The following is a 15632-nucleotide window of genomic DNA, read 5'->3' on the forward strand; positions in this document are numbered from 1 at the left end:
AATGGATCAATCCTGCCGAAATCGAGGCCATCGTCGGGGCGCTTCCGGGCGTATCGCTTGCGGCGGTTATCGGACGATCCGACCCCAAATGGGGCGAGCGTCCCATCCTGCTGGTCGAAACTGCGGTGGATGCGGTGTCTGACGATGACGAGCTTTTGGCGGCGCTGCGCGGCCATGTCGCGTCGTGGTGGATACCGGATGCCGTTGTACGCCTAGAAAAAATGCCACTAGCGGCAACCGGCAAGATAGATAAGCTTCGACTGAGAGCAGAGTTCGGTAAGGCGTGATCTCGCGCCAGTAGATCAGCAACCCCCAAGAGTGACCTTTGACCACGACGACCAAGACAAGACGAAAACCGACCAAAGCCGAACAGCGCGCCGAGATGACCGAACAGATCCTCGACGCGGCAGAGGAGCTGTTTTCGCGTCATGGCCTCTACGGTGTCACGCTCAAGGACGTCGCGGGCAAGGTCGGGGTGCACCACACGCTGCTGAACTACTATTTCGAGGACAAGAAGCGCCTGTTTGACGCGGTTTTCGCCCGTCGCGCCACCGTCACAGCCGAGCGCCGTATGACGGCCCTGGCGAACTATGAAGCGGAGGCCGCAGGCAAGCCGACTGTCGAGGGGGCTCTGCGCGCCTTCCTTGATACCGACCTTGATCTGTACATCGAGGGCGGGGAGGGCTGGCGCAACTATGCCGCTCTCGGTGCGCAGGTGGCCAACACGCCCGAATGGGGGGCCGAGATGATGGACCAGCATTTTGATCCGGTGGTTCTGCGCCTGATCAATCTACTGAAACAGGCTCTGCCGGACTGTGCGGAAGAAGACATCTTCTGGGGCTACCACTTCGTCACGGGCGCGCTGATGCTGACGCTGGCGCGGACGGGGCGTATCGACAAGCTTTCGGGGGGCAAGTGCCGCTCGGACGATTTCATCGCCGTCAAAGAGCGGATGGCCAGTTTCATGGCCGCAGGCTTCCTCGATATCTGCGCGAGACGCGCCAAGACCTAATCCGTGGGGACTAGGAGGCCGACGTACCAGCGTTCTCCATCTTCACTCACACAATAATGAATATCTAAAGGGGCGGGACATGTTGCTTCAGGGACGTATTGCCATTGTAACCGGCGCAGGCGGCGGATTGGGTCGTTGCCATGCGCTTTATCTGGCTAGTCAGGGGGCAAAGGTCGTTGTGAACGACCTGACGCTGGCCGCCGCGCAGGCGGTTGCGGACGAAATCGTTGCGGCTGGCGGCGAGGCGATGGCCGCTGCGGGCTCGGTTTCGGACGTGGATCAGGTTCAGGCCATGGTCGACGCAACGATGCAGCAGTGGGGGCGCATCGACATTCTGGTGAACAATGCGGGCATCCTGCGCGACAAGAGCTTCGCCAAGATGACCATGGACGATTTCCGTCTGGTGGTGGACGTGCACCTGATGGGCGCAGCGATCTGCTGCAAGGCAGTATGGGAGATCATGCGGACGCAGAACTATGGCCGCATCGTCATGACGACGTCATCCTCGGGTCTGTACGGCAATTTCGGTCAGGCCAACTACGGGGCGGCCAAGATGGCGCTGGCCGGCTTGATGCAGACGCTAGCCATCGAAGGCGAGAAATACGGCATTCGCGTCAACAGCCTCGCACCGACTGCGGCCACCCAGATGACCAGCGGCGTGCTGTCGGATGACTCGCTCAAGGCTTTGAATCCGGCCTTGGTGAGCCCGGGTCTGCTGGCGCTTGTGCACGACGATGCGCCCACGCGCGCTATCCTGTGCGCCGGTGCAGGTAACTTTGCCACTGCGCACATCACCCTGACCGAGGGGGTCTATCTGGGCGATGATGAACAAGCTGGACAAAAGCTCATTGCCAACTGGGACAAGGCATCGGATCGTAGCCGCGAGCGCGTGCCGGAGTTTGGATTCCAGCAGGCGGCTCAAGAACTGGCTGCGGCGGGTGCCGCCGGCCCTGTCACGGTGCGATAAATCATGAGAAATGCAGTCATCGTTTCAACCGCCCGCACGCCGATTGGCCGTGCCTATCGTGGCGCGTTCAACGACACACCTTCGCCGACGCTGGCGGCCCACGCGCTTCGCGAGGCGGCCAACCGTGCCGGTCTGGAAGGCGGCGAGATCGAAGACGTCCTTCTGGGCTGTGCCATGCCTCAGGGCGTCCAGCACACGATTGCCCGCAATGCGGTTCTGGCCGCCGGCTTCCCCGTAACGGTTGCGGGTATGACGCTGGACCGTCAGTGCGCGTCCGGCCTCATGGCTATTGCCACTGCCGCCAAGCAGATCATCACCGACCAGATGCAGATCGCTATCGGTGGCGGCGTGGAATCCATCTCGCTGGTCCAGACCGCAGAGATGCGCGTCCAGACCGATCCGACAGTGCTTGAGAAGGCACCGGACGCCTACATCTCGATGCTGAATACCGCCGAGATCGTAGCCAAACGCTATGGCATCTCGCGCGAGGAGTGCGACGAGTACGGCCTGCTGTCACAGCAGCGGACCGCTGCGGCCTATGCAGCCGGGGCCTATGCCGACGAGTTGGCACCGATGGCGTCGCGCATGAAGGTCGTGGACAAGGCTACAGGCGAAGTTTCCTACAAGGACGTGACGCTTGACCGTGACGAAGGCTTCCGCCCTGAAACCACTCTGGAAGGACTTCAAGGTCTGCGTGAAGTGATTCCGGGCGGGATCGTGACGGCAGGCAACGCCAGCCAGCTTTCCGATGGCGCTTCGGCCTGTGTGCTAATGGAAGCCAAGGAAGCCGAACGACGCAGTTTGCAGCCCCTCGGTCGCTACGTCGGCATGGCTGTAGCCGGTGTGGGCCCCGAGGAAATGGGCATCGGTCCCATCGCCGCTGTACCACGTCTGTTGGAGCGTCATGGCCTGACGGTCGACGACATCGACCTGTGGGAGCTGAACGAAGCCTTCGCGGTACAGGTACTGTACTGCCAGAAGTATCTCGGCATTCCGATCGACAAGATGAACGTCAATGGTGGCGCGATCTCTATCGGTCACCCGTATGGCATGTCCGGCTCGCGTATGGTGGGCCACGTCCTGTTCGAAGGTCGTCGACGTAAGGCACGTTATGCGGTCGTCACCATGTGCATCGGTGGCGGCATGGGTGCCGCGGGTCTGTTCGAGATCCTCTAGTCCTAAGACTATGAGGGCAGGGGGCGCAGTCGGTTGTCGGCTGCGCCCCTTGTCATGTCTCGGGCCCGCTTCTCAGCTCGCTGAGCCATGCGCTGAGCAGGTCATGGCGGATCGGGCCGTCCGACATGGTGACGCGGCTATCGGGTTTATGCGGCTGCACCTCGGAGGGCGAATAGCCGTACCGATCGCGGAAAATCCGGCTGAAGTGGCTGGATGAGGAAAAGCCGTAGCTTGAGGCGATTTCCCCGATAGAACGGCTTCCGTCTGTTCTTAGGCGAAGGGCTTCGCGCGCGTAATGCAGGCGGCGATCCTGGATATAACGGCCAACGCCTCCGCGGCTGCCTGCGTCGAAGGCCCGATACAGCGTGGCGCGCGAGACCCCGATGGCACTGGCCATCGTGTCGATCTCGATGTCGATTGCGCCGCTAGAGAGCCGCTGCTCGATATATTGAACGGCGGACTGTCGCACGGTTCGCTGGAGGGATGCCTGCTCTTCCGGTGCGAAAGCGCTTTCGACGCCTACTACACGGCCCGTAAGGCTGAGCAACGCCTGAATGGCGGCATCCAGCACATCTGCCGAAAGATGAGGCAGGTCATTGACGATGGCCCGCATGTGAGCCCGTACAAGGCGCGCTCCAGCGACGGACGGTGAAATCGCCGTCCCATGCATTTCCCTAGTGAGAAGTGCGGGTGGAGCCAGATTGCGCGGGATTTTGAGGCTGAGCACGTCAAGCGAGTCCAGACGCGACGCAGCGGGTCTGCCCATGTCACGGATCTGGAGGGCATGGGGTTCGGCCCTCACGGTCCGACCATCGGCATCACCGACGAGCGCGGCGGCATTGATCAGCAGGTTCAAGCCGTCGACGCCTGACCGACGCAACAGGGCTTTATCCCGCGACAGCGTTTGTCGCACCGAGCGACCTTCGCCAATCGCGCCAAATGGGCTCATCACACTGATGGACGTGTTGAAGAAGTTAGCGCGATCTTCGTCGCTTACACCGCTGACGTCATAGATATCGGCCATCCCCAGCACGTAGCGCTCGAAGGCGTCGGGCAGGTCCTGGGCTGATACGTCCCAAGTCATCAACTCTAATCGGGGCACTGGAAACACCTACGGTTACGCTGGAATAGCTGATATCGGCGCAGCAAACCGTCGATACTCGATCCGGCTTTGCAGTAACCGATTTTTGTACCCGGTGCGCGGGTCTATTGTCCCTCAGACTGCAATGTCGTGTGGACAGGCACGCCGTTCTTGATGGCCAGCGTCACAGGCGTGCGCTCGGCCACATCCGCCAGACGCGCCAACTGCGTTTCGTCCAGATCGCCCTGCGGAACCAGAATACGGTCGATGCGCGGGGAGCCGTCCGACCCCTTGTATTCAAGTTTCACATCGAGCGATTGCAGGGGCCAGCCCTTCTTTTCCGCATACATCTTGAGCGTGATCGCCGTGCACGCCCCCAGTGCCGATATCAGCAGGTCGAATGGTGCCGGACCATCATTGGCTCCGCCCAGACGCGATGGTTCGTCTGCAATCAGGACATGTTCCAACTCTGCACCGGACCGTATTTCCGTACGGTAGGGTGTGTTGCCGATTTTGGCGTGGGCGATGGCCATGCGCTGCGTTCCGGGGTTTGGATTGGCTAAGGTTGAGCCCACTGTTACGCCACAGTGTGCCATCCGTTCCAGTGTCGCAGCGTTCGGTCGGGTTTGCCGCTGCGGTGATCCATGCTTACGGGCCGCACGTAATGGATGGGACATTTCGGGAGCAGATCAATGAACTATGTCGTCGCCTTCGTCATAACGCTGGCCGTGTTTGCCGTGATCGACACCACCTGGCTCGGCACTATGGGAGATCGCTTGTACAGGCCGCTGATCGGTTCGATGTTGGCGGACAATTTCCGGTTGGTCCCGGCTATCGTTTTCTACGCCCTATATGCCGCAGGCCTGACGCTGTTTGCGGTCGTGCCGGGGCTGGCCGAAGGAGGGTGGAAGAAGGCGTTGATCTGGGGCGGCCTGTTCGGTTTGTTTGCCTATGGCACCTATGACCTCACCAATCTGGCGACGCTGAAGACGTGGAGCGTGAAGCTGACGGTCATCGACATGGCGTGGGGCATGACCGTCAGTGCCGGCTCGTCCGCTATCGCCTGCGCAATCGCCGGCCGCTTGCTGCGATTGTTCTAGGACGCAGGCGGCCGGGGGAAAAAGCGACTGGTGCGCGCAGCATATCGGTCAAACGCCTCGGGCCGCGTGCGCTGCATATGGGCTTCGACTAAGGGGACCCCCGACACCGAATTCAGCAGCCAATAGATGTACACGGGCGGGATTAATGCCAGCCAACCCCAGTGCCAGTCTCCGCCCATATTGATCGCGAAGATCGGCCAGGCACACCATCCTAGCCATTCAAAGAAGTAGTTCGGATGCCGTGACCACGCCCACAGTCCCGCATCGCAAATCTTACCGTTGTTGGCGGGGTTGGATTTGAAACGCGAAAGCTGTCGATCAGCTGTGCTCTCTCCGACGATTGCGAGGACGAACACCAACGTGGCGGCCACATCCTGTACGCCTAATCCGGGAGCTGGATTGCGAGCTGCGGCTAGTATTCCCAGGACCAGAACGGACGCTGCGCCGGCTTGCAGCATCAAAAAGCCGAACATTTTCGGGCCGAAGCTATCTGCCCATTCCTCGCGCAGGCGGGCGTAGCGAGCATCTTCGCCCTCACTTGCGGCGCGTTGGGCAATATGGGAGCCCAGACGGATACCCCATGCCGCAATGAGCGCGGCGACAAGCCACTGTCGGGGCGACGGATTTCCGCCCCCCAATGGATAAAGGGCGACGAGCACGCCCGCCGCGCCCAGACCGAAAGACCAGAAGGCATCGGCCCAGCCGCCTTGTCCCGTGCGTTGCTGGGTTATGAATGCAGCCGTCATAACGACGGCCAACAGAGCAGCCGCTGCCCCCCAAAGAAGCAGCAGGCCGGTCACAGCTTCACAAACGGCTGCATCAGACGGCCCAACCAGCCGTCCAGCTGGATTTCGCCATCCAGCGCCACGACGCACAGACACGGAATGTCAGACACCACGCGAGGCTGGTGCAGGGTATCTTCGTCCGCCTCTTCAAGATCGCCGACGTCAAAGGTTGCCGTCTCGGTGGCGTATGCCCCTTGCAACACGCACGTCAGTTCTACACCACAGTGGGTGTGACGCGGCGTCGACCGACCCGGATCGATCTTGAGCAGGATCACCCGACAGTTGCCATCACGCGGAGCGTGGACTTCGCGGGCACGAACGCCGGGACCGAGCCATCGCCACGGCCCAAGCGCGTAACGGCGCAAGGGTTCCGGCAGCTCGGGCATGTCGTTGAGGGCAGGGCGAACGTCGCACACACCTGTATCGGTCTCGATGCGGGCCATGGCGTCTGCGAGTGCGCCATTCGACAGGGGAGAGGGCTCACTGTCTTCCAGCAGGCTTCCGCCGACGGACATTAGGGCGTGCACCCATTCATCATTGGCAGGGCGAAGGGCCAGGTGCGCGGCGACGACCACGGCCTCGGGGGCCGAGAGACTTCCGGCTGCATAGGCTAGAAGGCGCTCTTCGGAGGGATTATGTGCGAGGTTCATTGCGATGCCTCCTTCTGGATTTCCAGAAGGGCGCGTAATTTGATTACAGCGTTTCTTATACGGGATTTGACGGTACCGAGCGGCAGGTCGAGCTGCTGCGCGATGGCGGAATGGGGATGGTCGGCGAAATAGGCCAGTTTCAGAATTTCCACCTGATCGGGTTTTAGCTGGGCCAGCGCCTGACGCACGCGGCGTGCTTCATCAGAGGCGACCAGAATATCGTCCGGACGCTCGACGTCCTCGTCGACGAAGGTGATTTCAGGCAACTGTGCTGCGCGTCCGTCGCGGCGCATCATGTCCAGCCTGCGATTGCGGGCAATGGTAAAAATCCACGTCGAGGCGCGGGCCTTCCGCGCGTCGAACAGATCAGCCTTTCGCCAAACCGTTAGCAGGGTGTCCTGTGCGAAGTCTTCGGCAGCGGCGGCGGTCGCACCCGACTTCATCAGCCAAGCCTTCAGGCGGGGCGCGAAATACTGGAACAGGCTGGCAAAGGCCTCGCGATCACGGCGCAGCGCCACAGCTTCGATCAGGCGGTCGTACAAGAGGGGATCCGAGGCGTCGGACTTCATCCCGGAGCTCTTTTTTGAAGGCGTGATGGCGGATAGCTGGTCATGCATACAGCCTAGTACGTTTCCTACAAAACTCTGGATCACCGATGATCCAAGATTACGGCTAAGGCGTAGATGTCGGGACTGCCTCATTGACTACCGCGTACCACTGGAGACTGCATGACATCCCTTCCAGCCCCGACCACCCCGGCCCCGTTGAAGATTGCGGTCGTGGGTTCCGGCATTGCCGCTTTGTCGGCGGGGTGGCTTTTGGCGTCGCGGCATCAGGTCACGATCTACGAAAAGGCAGAGCGTCTTGGCGGGCACACCAACACGGTGATGGCCTCGACGCCGCAAGGAACCGTGCCGGTCGATACAGGCTTCATCTGCTTCAACGACGCGACCTATCCCAACCTGATTGCCCTGTTTGAGCATCTTGGGGTGGAGGCGCGCGAAACAGACATGTCCTTCGCAGTGTCGTTGAACGAGGGCCGGTTTGAATATGCTGCGCCCGGTTTGTTCGCCCAGAAACGCAACGTCATGCGCCCGCGTTTCTGGAAGATGCTGACCGAGATCATGCGCTTTTATCGTCAGGCACCCGTTGATCTTGCTGGCCTGTCCGATCCCGATCTGACGCTGGGCCAGTACCTGAAGGATCGCGGGTTCAGCGAAGCCTTCCGTGATGACCACCTGTTGCCGATGGCAGCGGCGATCTGGTCGTCACCAGCGCATACGCTGATGGACTATCCGGCGAAATCCTTCATCAGGTTCTGCGAAAACCACGGCCTGTTGAAGCTGGTCGGGCGCCCGCTGTGGCGCACGGTGCAAGGCGGCAGCCGCACCTATGTCGAGCACATGGCCCGTTCGCTGTCGGATGTGCGTCTGAACTGCGGGGTGACATCCGTGCGTCGTGTAGACGGCGGCGTCGTGGTTCGCGATAGCCAGGGCGGCATGGACTGGTTCGATCACGTGGTTATCGGCAGTCATGCGGATCAGGCGCTCGCGATGCTGACCGAGCCGACCGCTGAGGAGCGCGACCTGCTGGGAGCCTTCAGTTACAGCCGCAACCTTACGGTGCTGCATACTGACGAAACCCTGATGCCTCACCGCAAAAGAGCGTGGGCAAGCTGGAACTATATCGGTGCCGACGGTGGCCTATGCGTCACCTATTGGATGAACAAACTTCAGGGACTGGAAGGCCAGAACCTGTTCGTCACGCTCAACCCTCCGCGTCCCCCGCGCCCGGATACCTTGCTGCGGAGCGAGGTTTACGAGCATCCGGTATTCAATCCCGCCGCCATCAGTGCCCAGAAGCAACTCTGGAGCTTGCAAGGGCAGGGGGGCGTCTGGTTCTGCGGTGCGCATTTCGGCGCAGGTTTCCACGAAGACGGCATCCAGTCGGGACTGGCTGTTGCAGAACAACTGGGCGGCGTGCGTCGACCGTGGGCCGTCGAGAACGAAAGCGGCCGTATCCACGTGCGGCCCGTGCCCTCTATGGAAAACGCGGCGTGAAGTCGGCGCTGTACATCGGTGGCGTGACCCATAGACGGTTGCGACCCCGCGAACACAGGCTGGCCTATCGCGTGTTTTGGCTGCTGCTGGATTTGTCGGAACTGGACGAGCTTGACCGTCAACTTCTCCTGTTTTCGCGCAACCGGTTCAACCTCCTGTCCTTCCATGACCAGGACCACGCCATAAAGGGCAGGGGTGAGATCAGGGAGCAGCTGGACAACTGGCTGTCACGCGCCGCGATTGATCTCGAGGGTGGAGATATCCGGCTTTTGACGATGCCCCGGGTGCTAGGCTTCGTGTTCAATCCGATCAGCCTTTATTATTGCCATCACGCCGACGGACGCTTGATGGCGATGGCCTATGAGGTGACCAGCACCTTCGGTGTTCGCCATGCCTATGTCATTCCGGTTCCTCATGAAGATCAGGCTCTAGGCGTGATCCGCCAGGGTGCCGCCAAGGCTCTCTATGTCTCGCCCTTCATGGGGATGGAGATGGACTACGTCTTCCGCGGGCACGTCCCCGCAGAACGTTTGGACATGATCATCGACGGGCTTGATGCCGAAGGCGTGCTGATCAACGCCGCCATGTCTGCCAATCGCAGTACCCTGACCGACGGTTCCATCCTGCGAGCGGTGCTGGCCATTCCATTCCTGACGCTCAAGGTCGTAGCGGCCATCCATTGGGAGGCGCTGAAACTATGGGTGAAGCGCATACCGCTCACCCAACAGCCGCCGCCGGCAGCAGACCCTGTTACTGCCCAGAACACCCCTCGCGAAACGCGCCTTCATTGAGGATCAATGCCATGACCACGACACTTGATTCCGGTGTGCTGCCAACGACCGGAGGGTTTTCGGTCTTCAATCTGTTCCTGCGACTGCTGTCGGCAAATTGGACGTGGGGACAATTGACGCTGATCCGTCCGGACGGCGAGAGCCACGTGCTGAACGGGTCGACTGCAGGGCATTCGGCGGTTCTGCATATCCGCAACTATCGCTGTGCCATGCGCGTGCTGAAGAGCGGGGACATCGGTTTTGCCGAGGCCTATGTGGCGGGCGAGTGGGACAGCCCCGACCTGCCGGTCCTGCTCGAGACGTTGGTCAACAACTATGACCACATCCGCCGCCTGTTCGATGGCAATCCGCTGATGAATGTCATCAACCGGATCGGGCACCGCCTGAACCGCAACAGCCGCCGTGGGTCGCGGCGCAACATCCATGCCCATTATGACCTCGGCAACGCCTTCTATTCGGCATGGCTGGACGGTTCGATGACCTATTCATCGGCTCGGTTCGACAGTCCTTCCCAAGATCTGGAGGCGGCGCAGTCGGTGAAATACGCCTCCTTGGTGCGGATGATGGACCTGCGACAGGGCCAGTCGGTGCTTGAGATCGGCTGTGGCTGGGGCGGCTTTGCTGAGTTTGCGGCGCGCGAAGTGCAGGCCAAGGTCACCGGCGTTACCATTTCGCGTGAACAGTATGACTACGCCCGACAGCGCATCTTCGAGGCGGGCCTTGCCGAGCGCGTTGATATCCAACTTTGCGACTATCGCGATGTCCGTGGCCAGTTCGATAGCGTGGCCTCCATCGAGATGTTCGAGGCTGTCGGGCGCGAATACTGGCCGACGTACTTCAACAAGGTACATGATGTCCTGAAACCTGAAGGGCGCGCCGGACTGCAGATCATCACCATTCAGGATGAACTGTTTGAGGAATATGACGCGCGCACCGACTTTATCCAGAAGTACGTCTTCCCCGGCGGATCGCTACCGTCCGAAGGGGTCTTGGCTCCGGTCATCACAGCGGCAGGGCTGAACACTACGGGTGTCGAGCGGTTCGGGCTTGATTACGCCCGCACGCTGTCCGAATGGGCCAAGCGTTTTGATGCGGCGTGGGCTTTAATCTGTCGTGACGGTGGCTTTGACAGCCGGTTCCGCCGACTGTGGCTGTTCTATCTGGCCTATTGCGAAGCCGGCTTCCGGTCGCGCCGGACGGATGTGATCCAGATGGCGCTGAACCGCGCCTGATCAGGTGCGATAGCGGGCGGGCTGGATCGCGTACTTCTTGAGTTTGTCGTAGAGGGTTTTGCGAGGGATCTGTAGCCGGGCCATGGTTTCGGTGATGCTGCCGCCGGTGGCGTCCAGCGTATCGCTGAGGATGCTGGCTTCAAACCGCGCAACCCGCTCGACCAGACCGCCTGTATCCGTTTGCGCAGTTGAGGTCTGTTGTTCCAGTCCCAACGCGAAACGCTGGGCGTAGTGTGATAGTTCGCGGATGTTGCCCGGCCAGTCGTGTTCCATCAGGTGTGCGCGGACGGCGTCGGTGATCTGGGGCAAGTCTCCTTGCGGGCGGCTGGGCACGCGGGCCAGCAGACTGGCGAAAATCAGCGGGATATCCTCTCGCCGCTCCCGCAACGGTGGAACCCGCAGCCGGACGACATTCAGGCGGTAATAGAGGTCCTCACGGACGCGTCCCTCCGCGACGGCCTGTTGCAGATCGCCACTGGCCGACGCCAGAACGCGCAAATCCACATGGCGCGGTTGGTGGGCCCCGATGGGGTGGATCTCCCGCTCTTCCAGCACCCGCAAAAGCTTCACCTGAGCGGGCATGGGCATGGTCTCGACCGCATCAAGGAAGAGCGAGCCGTTGTGCGCCCGCTCGACATGGCCGATGCGGTGGCGGGTTGCCCCTGCAAAGGCTCCCATTTCGTGGCCGAACAACTCGCTTTCGATCAGGCCTTCGGGCAAGGCGCCACAGTTTACCGCTACGAAGGGATGCGGGCGTCGCCGACCGCCGCTGTGCAGGGCGCGCGCGACCGCTTCCTTGCCGGTGCCTGTCTCGCCCTCGATCAGTACGTCCATTCGGGCGTCTGCGATCTGGGCGATGGTGGCCCGCAAGTTTCGGATCGCCGCACTCTCGCCCAGCAGCGGGAGTTCCACGTCGGCAGCGGCCGCAAGAGCCGTCAGGCGGCGGTTGTCTAGCACAAGCGCGCGTTTTTCGAGGGCGCGGTTCAGGCTCTCGAAGAGCCGCTCGAACGCGAAGGGCTTGGTGACAAAGTCATAGGCACCTTCACGCATGGCGGCGACGGCGTCCGCGACATCTTCGTGTCCGGTGATCAGGATTACGGGCAGCGCCGGATCAAGCGTTTGTAGCCGCGTTAGCACCTGACGACCGTCCAAAACAGGCATGCGCAGATCGCTGACCACTACCCCGGCATAGTCGACGCCGATCTCCGCCAGTGCGGCCTCGGCGCGCGCATGGGCGGCGACCTTCAGACCAGCGACCTCCATCCGCTCGGCCAGCGCGGTACGAAAATCGTCGTCGTCCTCGATGAGGGTGACGTGCTCCAATCGGGTGAAACCTGTCGGCGTAGTGTTCATGCTTTTGTGGCACGTTTGAGCGTGATCGAGAAGCGGGCCCCGTTCGGGGTCGGGACGTGGTTCAACTCTCCGCCAAAGCCCGCCACGATGTCGCGACAGATGACGAGCCCTAGCCCCAGTCCGTTTTCCTTGCTGGAGACAAACGGGGTGAACAACTGGCTGGCGACGGCGGGATCGAGGCCCGTGCCATTATCGGTGATCGTCAGGACTACTTTATCGGGCGTTGAAGTCGCGCAAAGCGAGATGGCTGGATCGGCAGCCTGGCCCAAAGCTTCGAGCGCATTCTGGATCAGGTTGACGATGACCTGTTCCAGCCGGAAGCGGTCGCCGACAACCATGGGTGCCTCCGCCGTGTCTCGGTTCAGATGGACGCCGGACTGCCTCAGCGCACCCACCAGCAGCAGCAGCGCCCCGTCGATGGCTTCATTCAGGTCAATCGCGCGCAGTTGCGTCTCTGACTTGCGCGAGAACGCTAACAGCTCATGCGTGATGGCCCCGATACGCGAGGTCAGACCCGATATTCGGTCTAGCGCCGTGACAGCCTTAGCGGGAAGCCCTTGATCCAGATAGGCGGTAGCCGTCTCCGCTTGTGTACGAATGGCGGCGACCGGCTGGTTGATCTCGTGCGCGACGCCAGCGGCGATCTGACCAAGGGCGGCCAGTTTGCTGGCCTGAACCAGTTCGTGTCGCAGAGCTTCACGGCTGGCTTCGGCGCGGATGCGCTCCTCTATTTCCGCATTCAGGGCCTGATTGGCTGTGCTGAGGTCGCGGGTGCGCTCTTCGATCCGGTGTTCAAGCTCAATCCGGTTTTGCTCGGCTGCGCGCTGCTGGGCCACCAAGCGCTGACGTCGACGAAGCGCGGCGGCCGCTATGCCGAAGACCAGCGTGGCTAGAAGTGCCGCCATCACGCGGGCATTGGTTACGCCGGCCTCGACCTGACCGCGCTGGGGCATCAACAGATGGACGGTCCAACCGGGCGACGTCGTGGGAGCGCTGGCATGGACCCAGTTTTGCGCCGTACCATCAACCTGGGCCGAGACTTTGCGGGTTCGGGGGCTGTCGGGTGTGGTGAAGGGCAGGGGCGTCAGGGCGTCCTTCCCCAACGTCTGGTCGGCCAGAGTTAGCTGCCGCATGCGGGCGTCCATCGGGCGAAGTGTATGGAACCGCCACTGTGGCTCGCTGGTGATCAGAACCACGCCGCCAGGATCGACGACGAATGCCGGTTCCCCCGCCTTTTTCCATTCGGCCTCGAGAGCGTCGAACTCGACCTTCACGACTGTGACGCCCAGAACGACTCCTTGGGTGTCGACGACGCGATGAGCGAGAAACAGGCCGGGTTTGCGCGAGACGGTGCCTAGAGCAAAAAACTCCGCATAGCCGGATTTCAAGGCTTGGATGAAGTACGGCCGGAAGCTGTAGTCCGCACCGACGAAGCTGACGGGCGTGTTCCAATTGCTAGCGGCCAAGGTCACGCCATCTGCCGCAACCGTATAGATGGCCGAGGTGCGGGTTTGGTTAGAGAGTGCCTCAAGGCGCTGGTTGAGCGCGGTGGCGCGGTCTCCGGATCGCGTCTTGAGCATGGCGATCACGTCGGGGTCGGTGGCCATGGCCGGTGCTAAAGCGCGGTACTTTTCCATCTCGCTGCGCAGAACCGAGGCGTGCAGAGCCGCCGATGCGTCGGCTTGCCGAGCCAGTTCGGAATAGGCGGCCCTCCGCGCCTGCTCCCCCCACAGCCAGCCTGCGGCCACAGCCACCAGCAGCCACGCTAGAATCATCGCTACCCAGATGTGGCGGGACAGCAAGATGGGCAGGGCAGTGCGCATAAGGGTCATGGACGAACTATGCGAGAATTCGCACAACGACGCCATTTAGATGTGCGAAAATCCGCACAAATATCGGTGATTTGAGTGCTGACCTGAGTTTTTATTGTTTTTTATTAGAGACTTAAGTCTCTGCTTAATACGTTTTGTGGCCGTATAGAGGCCGCTCATAATCGTGGACGAGCGCGGCGCAGACCGCGCCGAGGAAAGTTCGCGAGTCATCGCACCAGGAGGCTACCCGCTTGATCCCCGTCGCGTCAGATCACGTCGCCGTTCGTCGGCCGTTTTACCGCCACCTGTATTTTCAGGTGCTTCTGGCCATCGCGGCCGGTGCCCTGATCGGTCACTTCTGGCCGAACTTCGGCGAGAGCCTGAAGCCACTGGGCGATGCCTTCATCAAATTGGTGAAGATGGTCATCGCTCCAGTGATCTTCCTGACCATCGTGACCGGCATCGCGGGCATGCGGGATCTGGGCAGTGTGGGCCGCGTGGCCGCCAAGGCGTTTGGCTACTTCCTCGTCTTCTCGACACTCGCGCTCATCATTGGCCTGATTACGGCCAATGTGATCCAGCCGGGACGCGGCCTGAACATTGATCCGGCTACCCTGAATGCGGGGGCGGTGGCCCAATATGCGCAAGCCGCGCACGACAGCACGATCACCGGCTTCCTGATCAACATCATCCCAGACACCCTGATCAGCGGCTTTGTGAAGGGCGACATCCTTCAGGTGTTGTTCGTGTCGATCCTGTTCGGCATTGCACTGGCTGTATCGGGTGAGCACGGCAAACCGGTCCTCAGCCTGTTCGAGAACATCAGCGTCGCCGTTTTCAAACTGGTTGCCATTCTCATGAAGGCCGCGCCGATCGGTGCGTTTGGTGCCTTTGCCTTCACCATCGGGGCCTACGGCATCAGGTCGGTCGCCAATCTCGCGGCCCTGATCGGGACCTTCTACCTGACATCCATCCTGTTCGTGGTGGTGATCCTAGGTCTGGTCGGTTTGGTCAATGGATTCAACATCTTCAAGCTGATCCGCTACCTAAAGGAAGAACTTCTTCTGGTTTTGGGCACGTCGTCGTCGGAAGCGGCCCTGCCCAGCCTGATGCAGAAGATGGAACGCGCAGGTGCCGAAAAGTCGGTGGTCGGCCTGGTTGTCCCGACGGGCTATTCATTCAATCTGGACGGCACCAACATCTACATGACCATGGCGGCCCTGTTCATCGCTCAGGCGCTGAACATCGATCTCAGCCTCGGTGACCAGATCGCGCTTCTGCTGGTGGCGATGCTGTCGTCCAAGGGGGCAGCGGGCATCACGGGTGCAGGCTTCATCACTCTGGCTGCGACGTTGTCGGTGGTGCCCAGTGTTCCGGTGGCCGGCATGGCGCTGATCCTCGGCATCGACCGCTTCATGAGCGAGTGCCGCGCACTAACCAACTTCATCGGCAATGCGGTCGCGATCATCGTCGTCGCCCGCTGGGAAAAGCGCCTGGATCAGGACGCACTGACCGCCGCGCTCAACGGACAACCGCAACCTTTGGCCGCCCAGCCCGATCCGGCGGCTGGCCCGGGGGATGATCTGGCGCTGACGGACGACTGATCGCGCCCAC

General features: G+C 61.3%; 16 protein-coding genes. 9 read left to right on the forward strand and 7 right to left on the reverse strand.

What is annotated here, in order from left to right; genetic code table 11:
* The 4 genes from OB03_RS09390 to OB03_RS09405 form a co-directional block, all read left to right on the forward strand.
* Window positions 1-287: AMP-binding enzyme (locus tag OB03_RS09390; protein WP_461343962.1), on the forward strand; the 287-nt coding region annotated here is incomplete at its 5' end.
* A 95-nt stretch (window positions 288-382) separates the two neighbouring features.
* Complete coding sequence (locus tag OB03_RS09395; protein ID WP_242915285.1) at window positions 383-1012, forward strand: TetR/AcrR family transcriptional regulator; 630 nt, start codon at window positions 383-385, stop codon at window positions 1010-1012.
* A 79-nt stretch (window positions 1013-1091) separates the two neighbouring features.
* Window positions 1092-1979, forward strand: coding sequence for an SDR family NAD(P)-dependent oxidoreductase (locus OB03_RS09400; RefSeq protein WP_461343963.1), 888 nt, complete (start codon window positions 1092-1094; stop codon window positions 1977-1979).
* Between the two features lie 3 nt (window positions 1980-1982).
* Window positions 1983-3155: an acetyl-CoA C-acyltransferase gene (locus OB03_RS09405; protein WP_461343964.1), complete on the forward strand. Its 1173-nt coding sequence runs from the start codon at window positions 1983-1985 to the stop codon at window positions 3153-3155.
* Window positions 3156-3207: 52 nt separating this feature from the next.
* Here OB03_RS09405 and OB03_RS09410 read toward each other — a convergent pair whose 3' ends face one another.
* A complete protein-coding gene (locus OB03_RS09410; RefSeq protein WP_461343965.1) occupies window positions 3208-4239 on the reverse strand; it encodes a helix-turn-helix transcriptional regulator in 1032 nt (343 codons plus the stop codon).
* 122 nt (window positions 4240-4361) lie between these two features.
* On the reverse strand, window positions 4362-4769 hold the full coding sequence (locus OB03_RS09415) for an OsmC family protein (RefSeq protein WP_242915292.1): 408 nt from the start codon (window positions 4767-4769) through the stop codon (window positions 4362-4364).
* Window positions 4770-4928: 159 nt separating this feature from the next.
* Between OB03_RS09415 and OB03_RS09420 the strand changes: the two genes are divergently transcribed.
* Window positions 4929-5336, forward strand: a complete 408-nt coding sequence (locus OB03_RS09420) for a DUF2177 family protein (RefSeq protein WP_461343966.1) — start codon at window positions 4929-4931, stop codon at window positions 5334-5336.
* On the opposite strand, the gene OB03_RS09425 is transcribed toward OB03_RS09420, so the two are convergent.
* The 3 genes from OB03_RS09425 to OB03_RS09435 are packed head-to-tail and all read right to left on the reverse strand — an operon-like array spanning window position 5333 to window position 7340.
* Window positions 5333-6136: a DUF1295 domain-containing protein gene (locus OB03_RS09425; RefSeq protein ID WP_461343967.1), complete on the reverse strand. Its 804-nt coding sequence runs from the start codon at window positions 6134-6136 to the stop codon at window positions 5333-5335. The genes OB03_RS09420 and OB03_RS09425 overlap by 4 nt on opposite strands.
* Window positions 6133-6771: a cadmium/peroxide/UV radiation responsive anti-sigma factor ChrR gene (chrR, locus tag OB03_RS09430; RefSeq protein WP_461343968.1), complete on the reverse strand. Its 639-nt coding sequence runs from the start codon at window positions 6769-6771 to the stop codon at window positions 6133-6135. The genes OB03_RS09425 and chrR overlap by 4 nt, the downstream gene beginning before the upstream one ends.
* Window positions 6768-7340 carry a sigma-70 family RNA polymerase sigma factor gene (locus OB03_RS09435; protein ID WP_242915300.1) on the reverse strand — a complete coding sequence of 191 codons (573 nt, stop codon included), beginning with the start codon at window positions 7338-7340 and terminating at the stop codon, window positions 6768-6770. Before OB03_RS09435 ends, chrR begins: the two co-directional genes overlap by 4 nt.
* A gap of 159 nt (window positions 7341-7499) precedes the next feature.
* On the opposite strand from OB03_RS09435, the gene OB03_RS09440 reads away from it, so the two are divergent.
* From OB03_RS09440 to OB03_RS09450, 3 genes are read left to right on the forward strand one after another with little or no spacing between them, the layout of a single operon-like run.
* Window positions 7500-8831 carry an NAD(P)/FAD-dependent oxidoreductase gene (locus OB03_RS09440; protein WP_242915302.1) on the forward strand — a complete coding sequence of 444 codons (1332 nt, stop codon included), beginning with the start codon at window positions 7500-7502 and terminating at the stop codon, window positions 8829-8831.
* Entirely contained in the window at window positions 8828-9622 is a 795-nt protein-coding gene (locus OB03_RS09445) for a DUF1365 domain-containing protein (protein ID WP_461343969.1), read from the forward strand. The genes OB03_RS09440 and OB03_RS09445 overlap by 4 nt, the downstream gene beginning before the upstream one ends.
* An 11-nt stretch (window positions 9623-9633) precedes the next feature.
* Window positions 9634-10854 carry a class I SAM-dependent methyltransferase gene (locus OB03_RS09450; RefSeq protein ID WP_461343970.1) on the forward strand — a complete coding sequence of 407 codons (1221 nt, stop codon included), beginning with the start codon at window positions 9634-9636 and terminating at the stop codon, window positions 10852-10854.
* Here OB03_RS09450 and OB03_RS09455 read toward each other — a convergent pair whose 3' ends face one another.
* Both OB03_RS09455 and OB03_RS09460 read right to left on the reverse strand, forming a co-directional pair.
* Window positions 10855-12207, reverse strand: coding sequence for a sigma-54-dependent transcriptional regulator (locus OB03_RS09455; RefSeq protein WP_461343971.1), 1353 nt, complete (start codon window positions 12205-12207; stop codon window positions 10855-10857).
* On the reverse strand, window positions 12204-14039 hold the full coding sequence (locus tag OB03_RS09460; protein WP_461343972.1) for a sensor histidine kinase: 1836 nt from the start codon (window positions 14037-14039) through the stop codon (window positions 12204-12206). The genes OB03_RS09455 and OB03_RS09460 overlap by 4 nt, the downstream gene beginning before the upstream one ends.
* A gap of 230 nt (window positions 14040-14269) precedes the next feature.
* Between OB03_RS09460 and OB03_RS09465 the strand changes: the two genes are divergently transcribed.
* Window positions 14270-15622, forward strand: a complete 1353-nt coding sequence (locus OB03_RS09465; RefSeq protein WP_461343973.1) for a dicarboxylate/amino acid:cation symporter — start codon at window positions 14270-14272, stop codon at window positions 15620-15622.
* The last annotated feature ends 10 nt before the right edge of the window (window positions 15623-15632 follow it).

Source organism: Brevundimonas sp. GN22 (genome assembly GCF_054824005.1).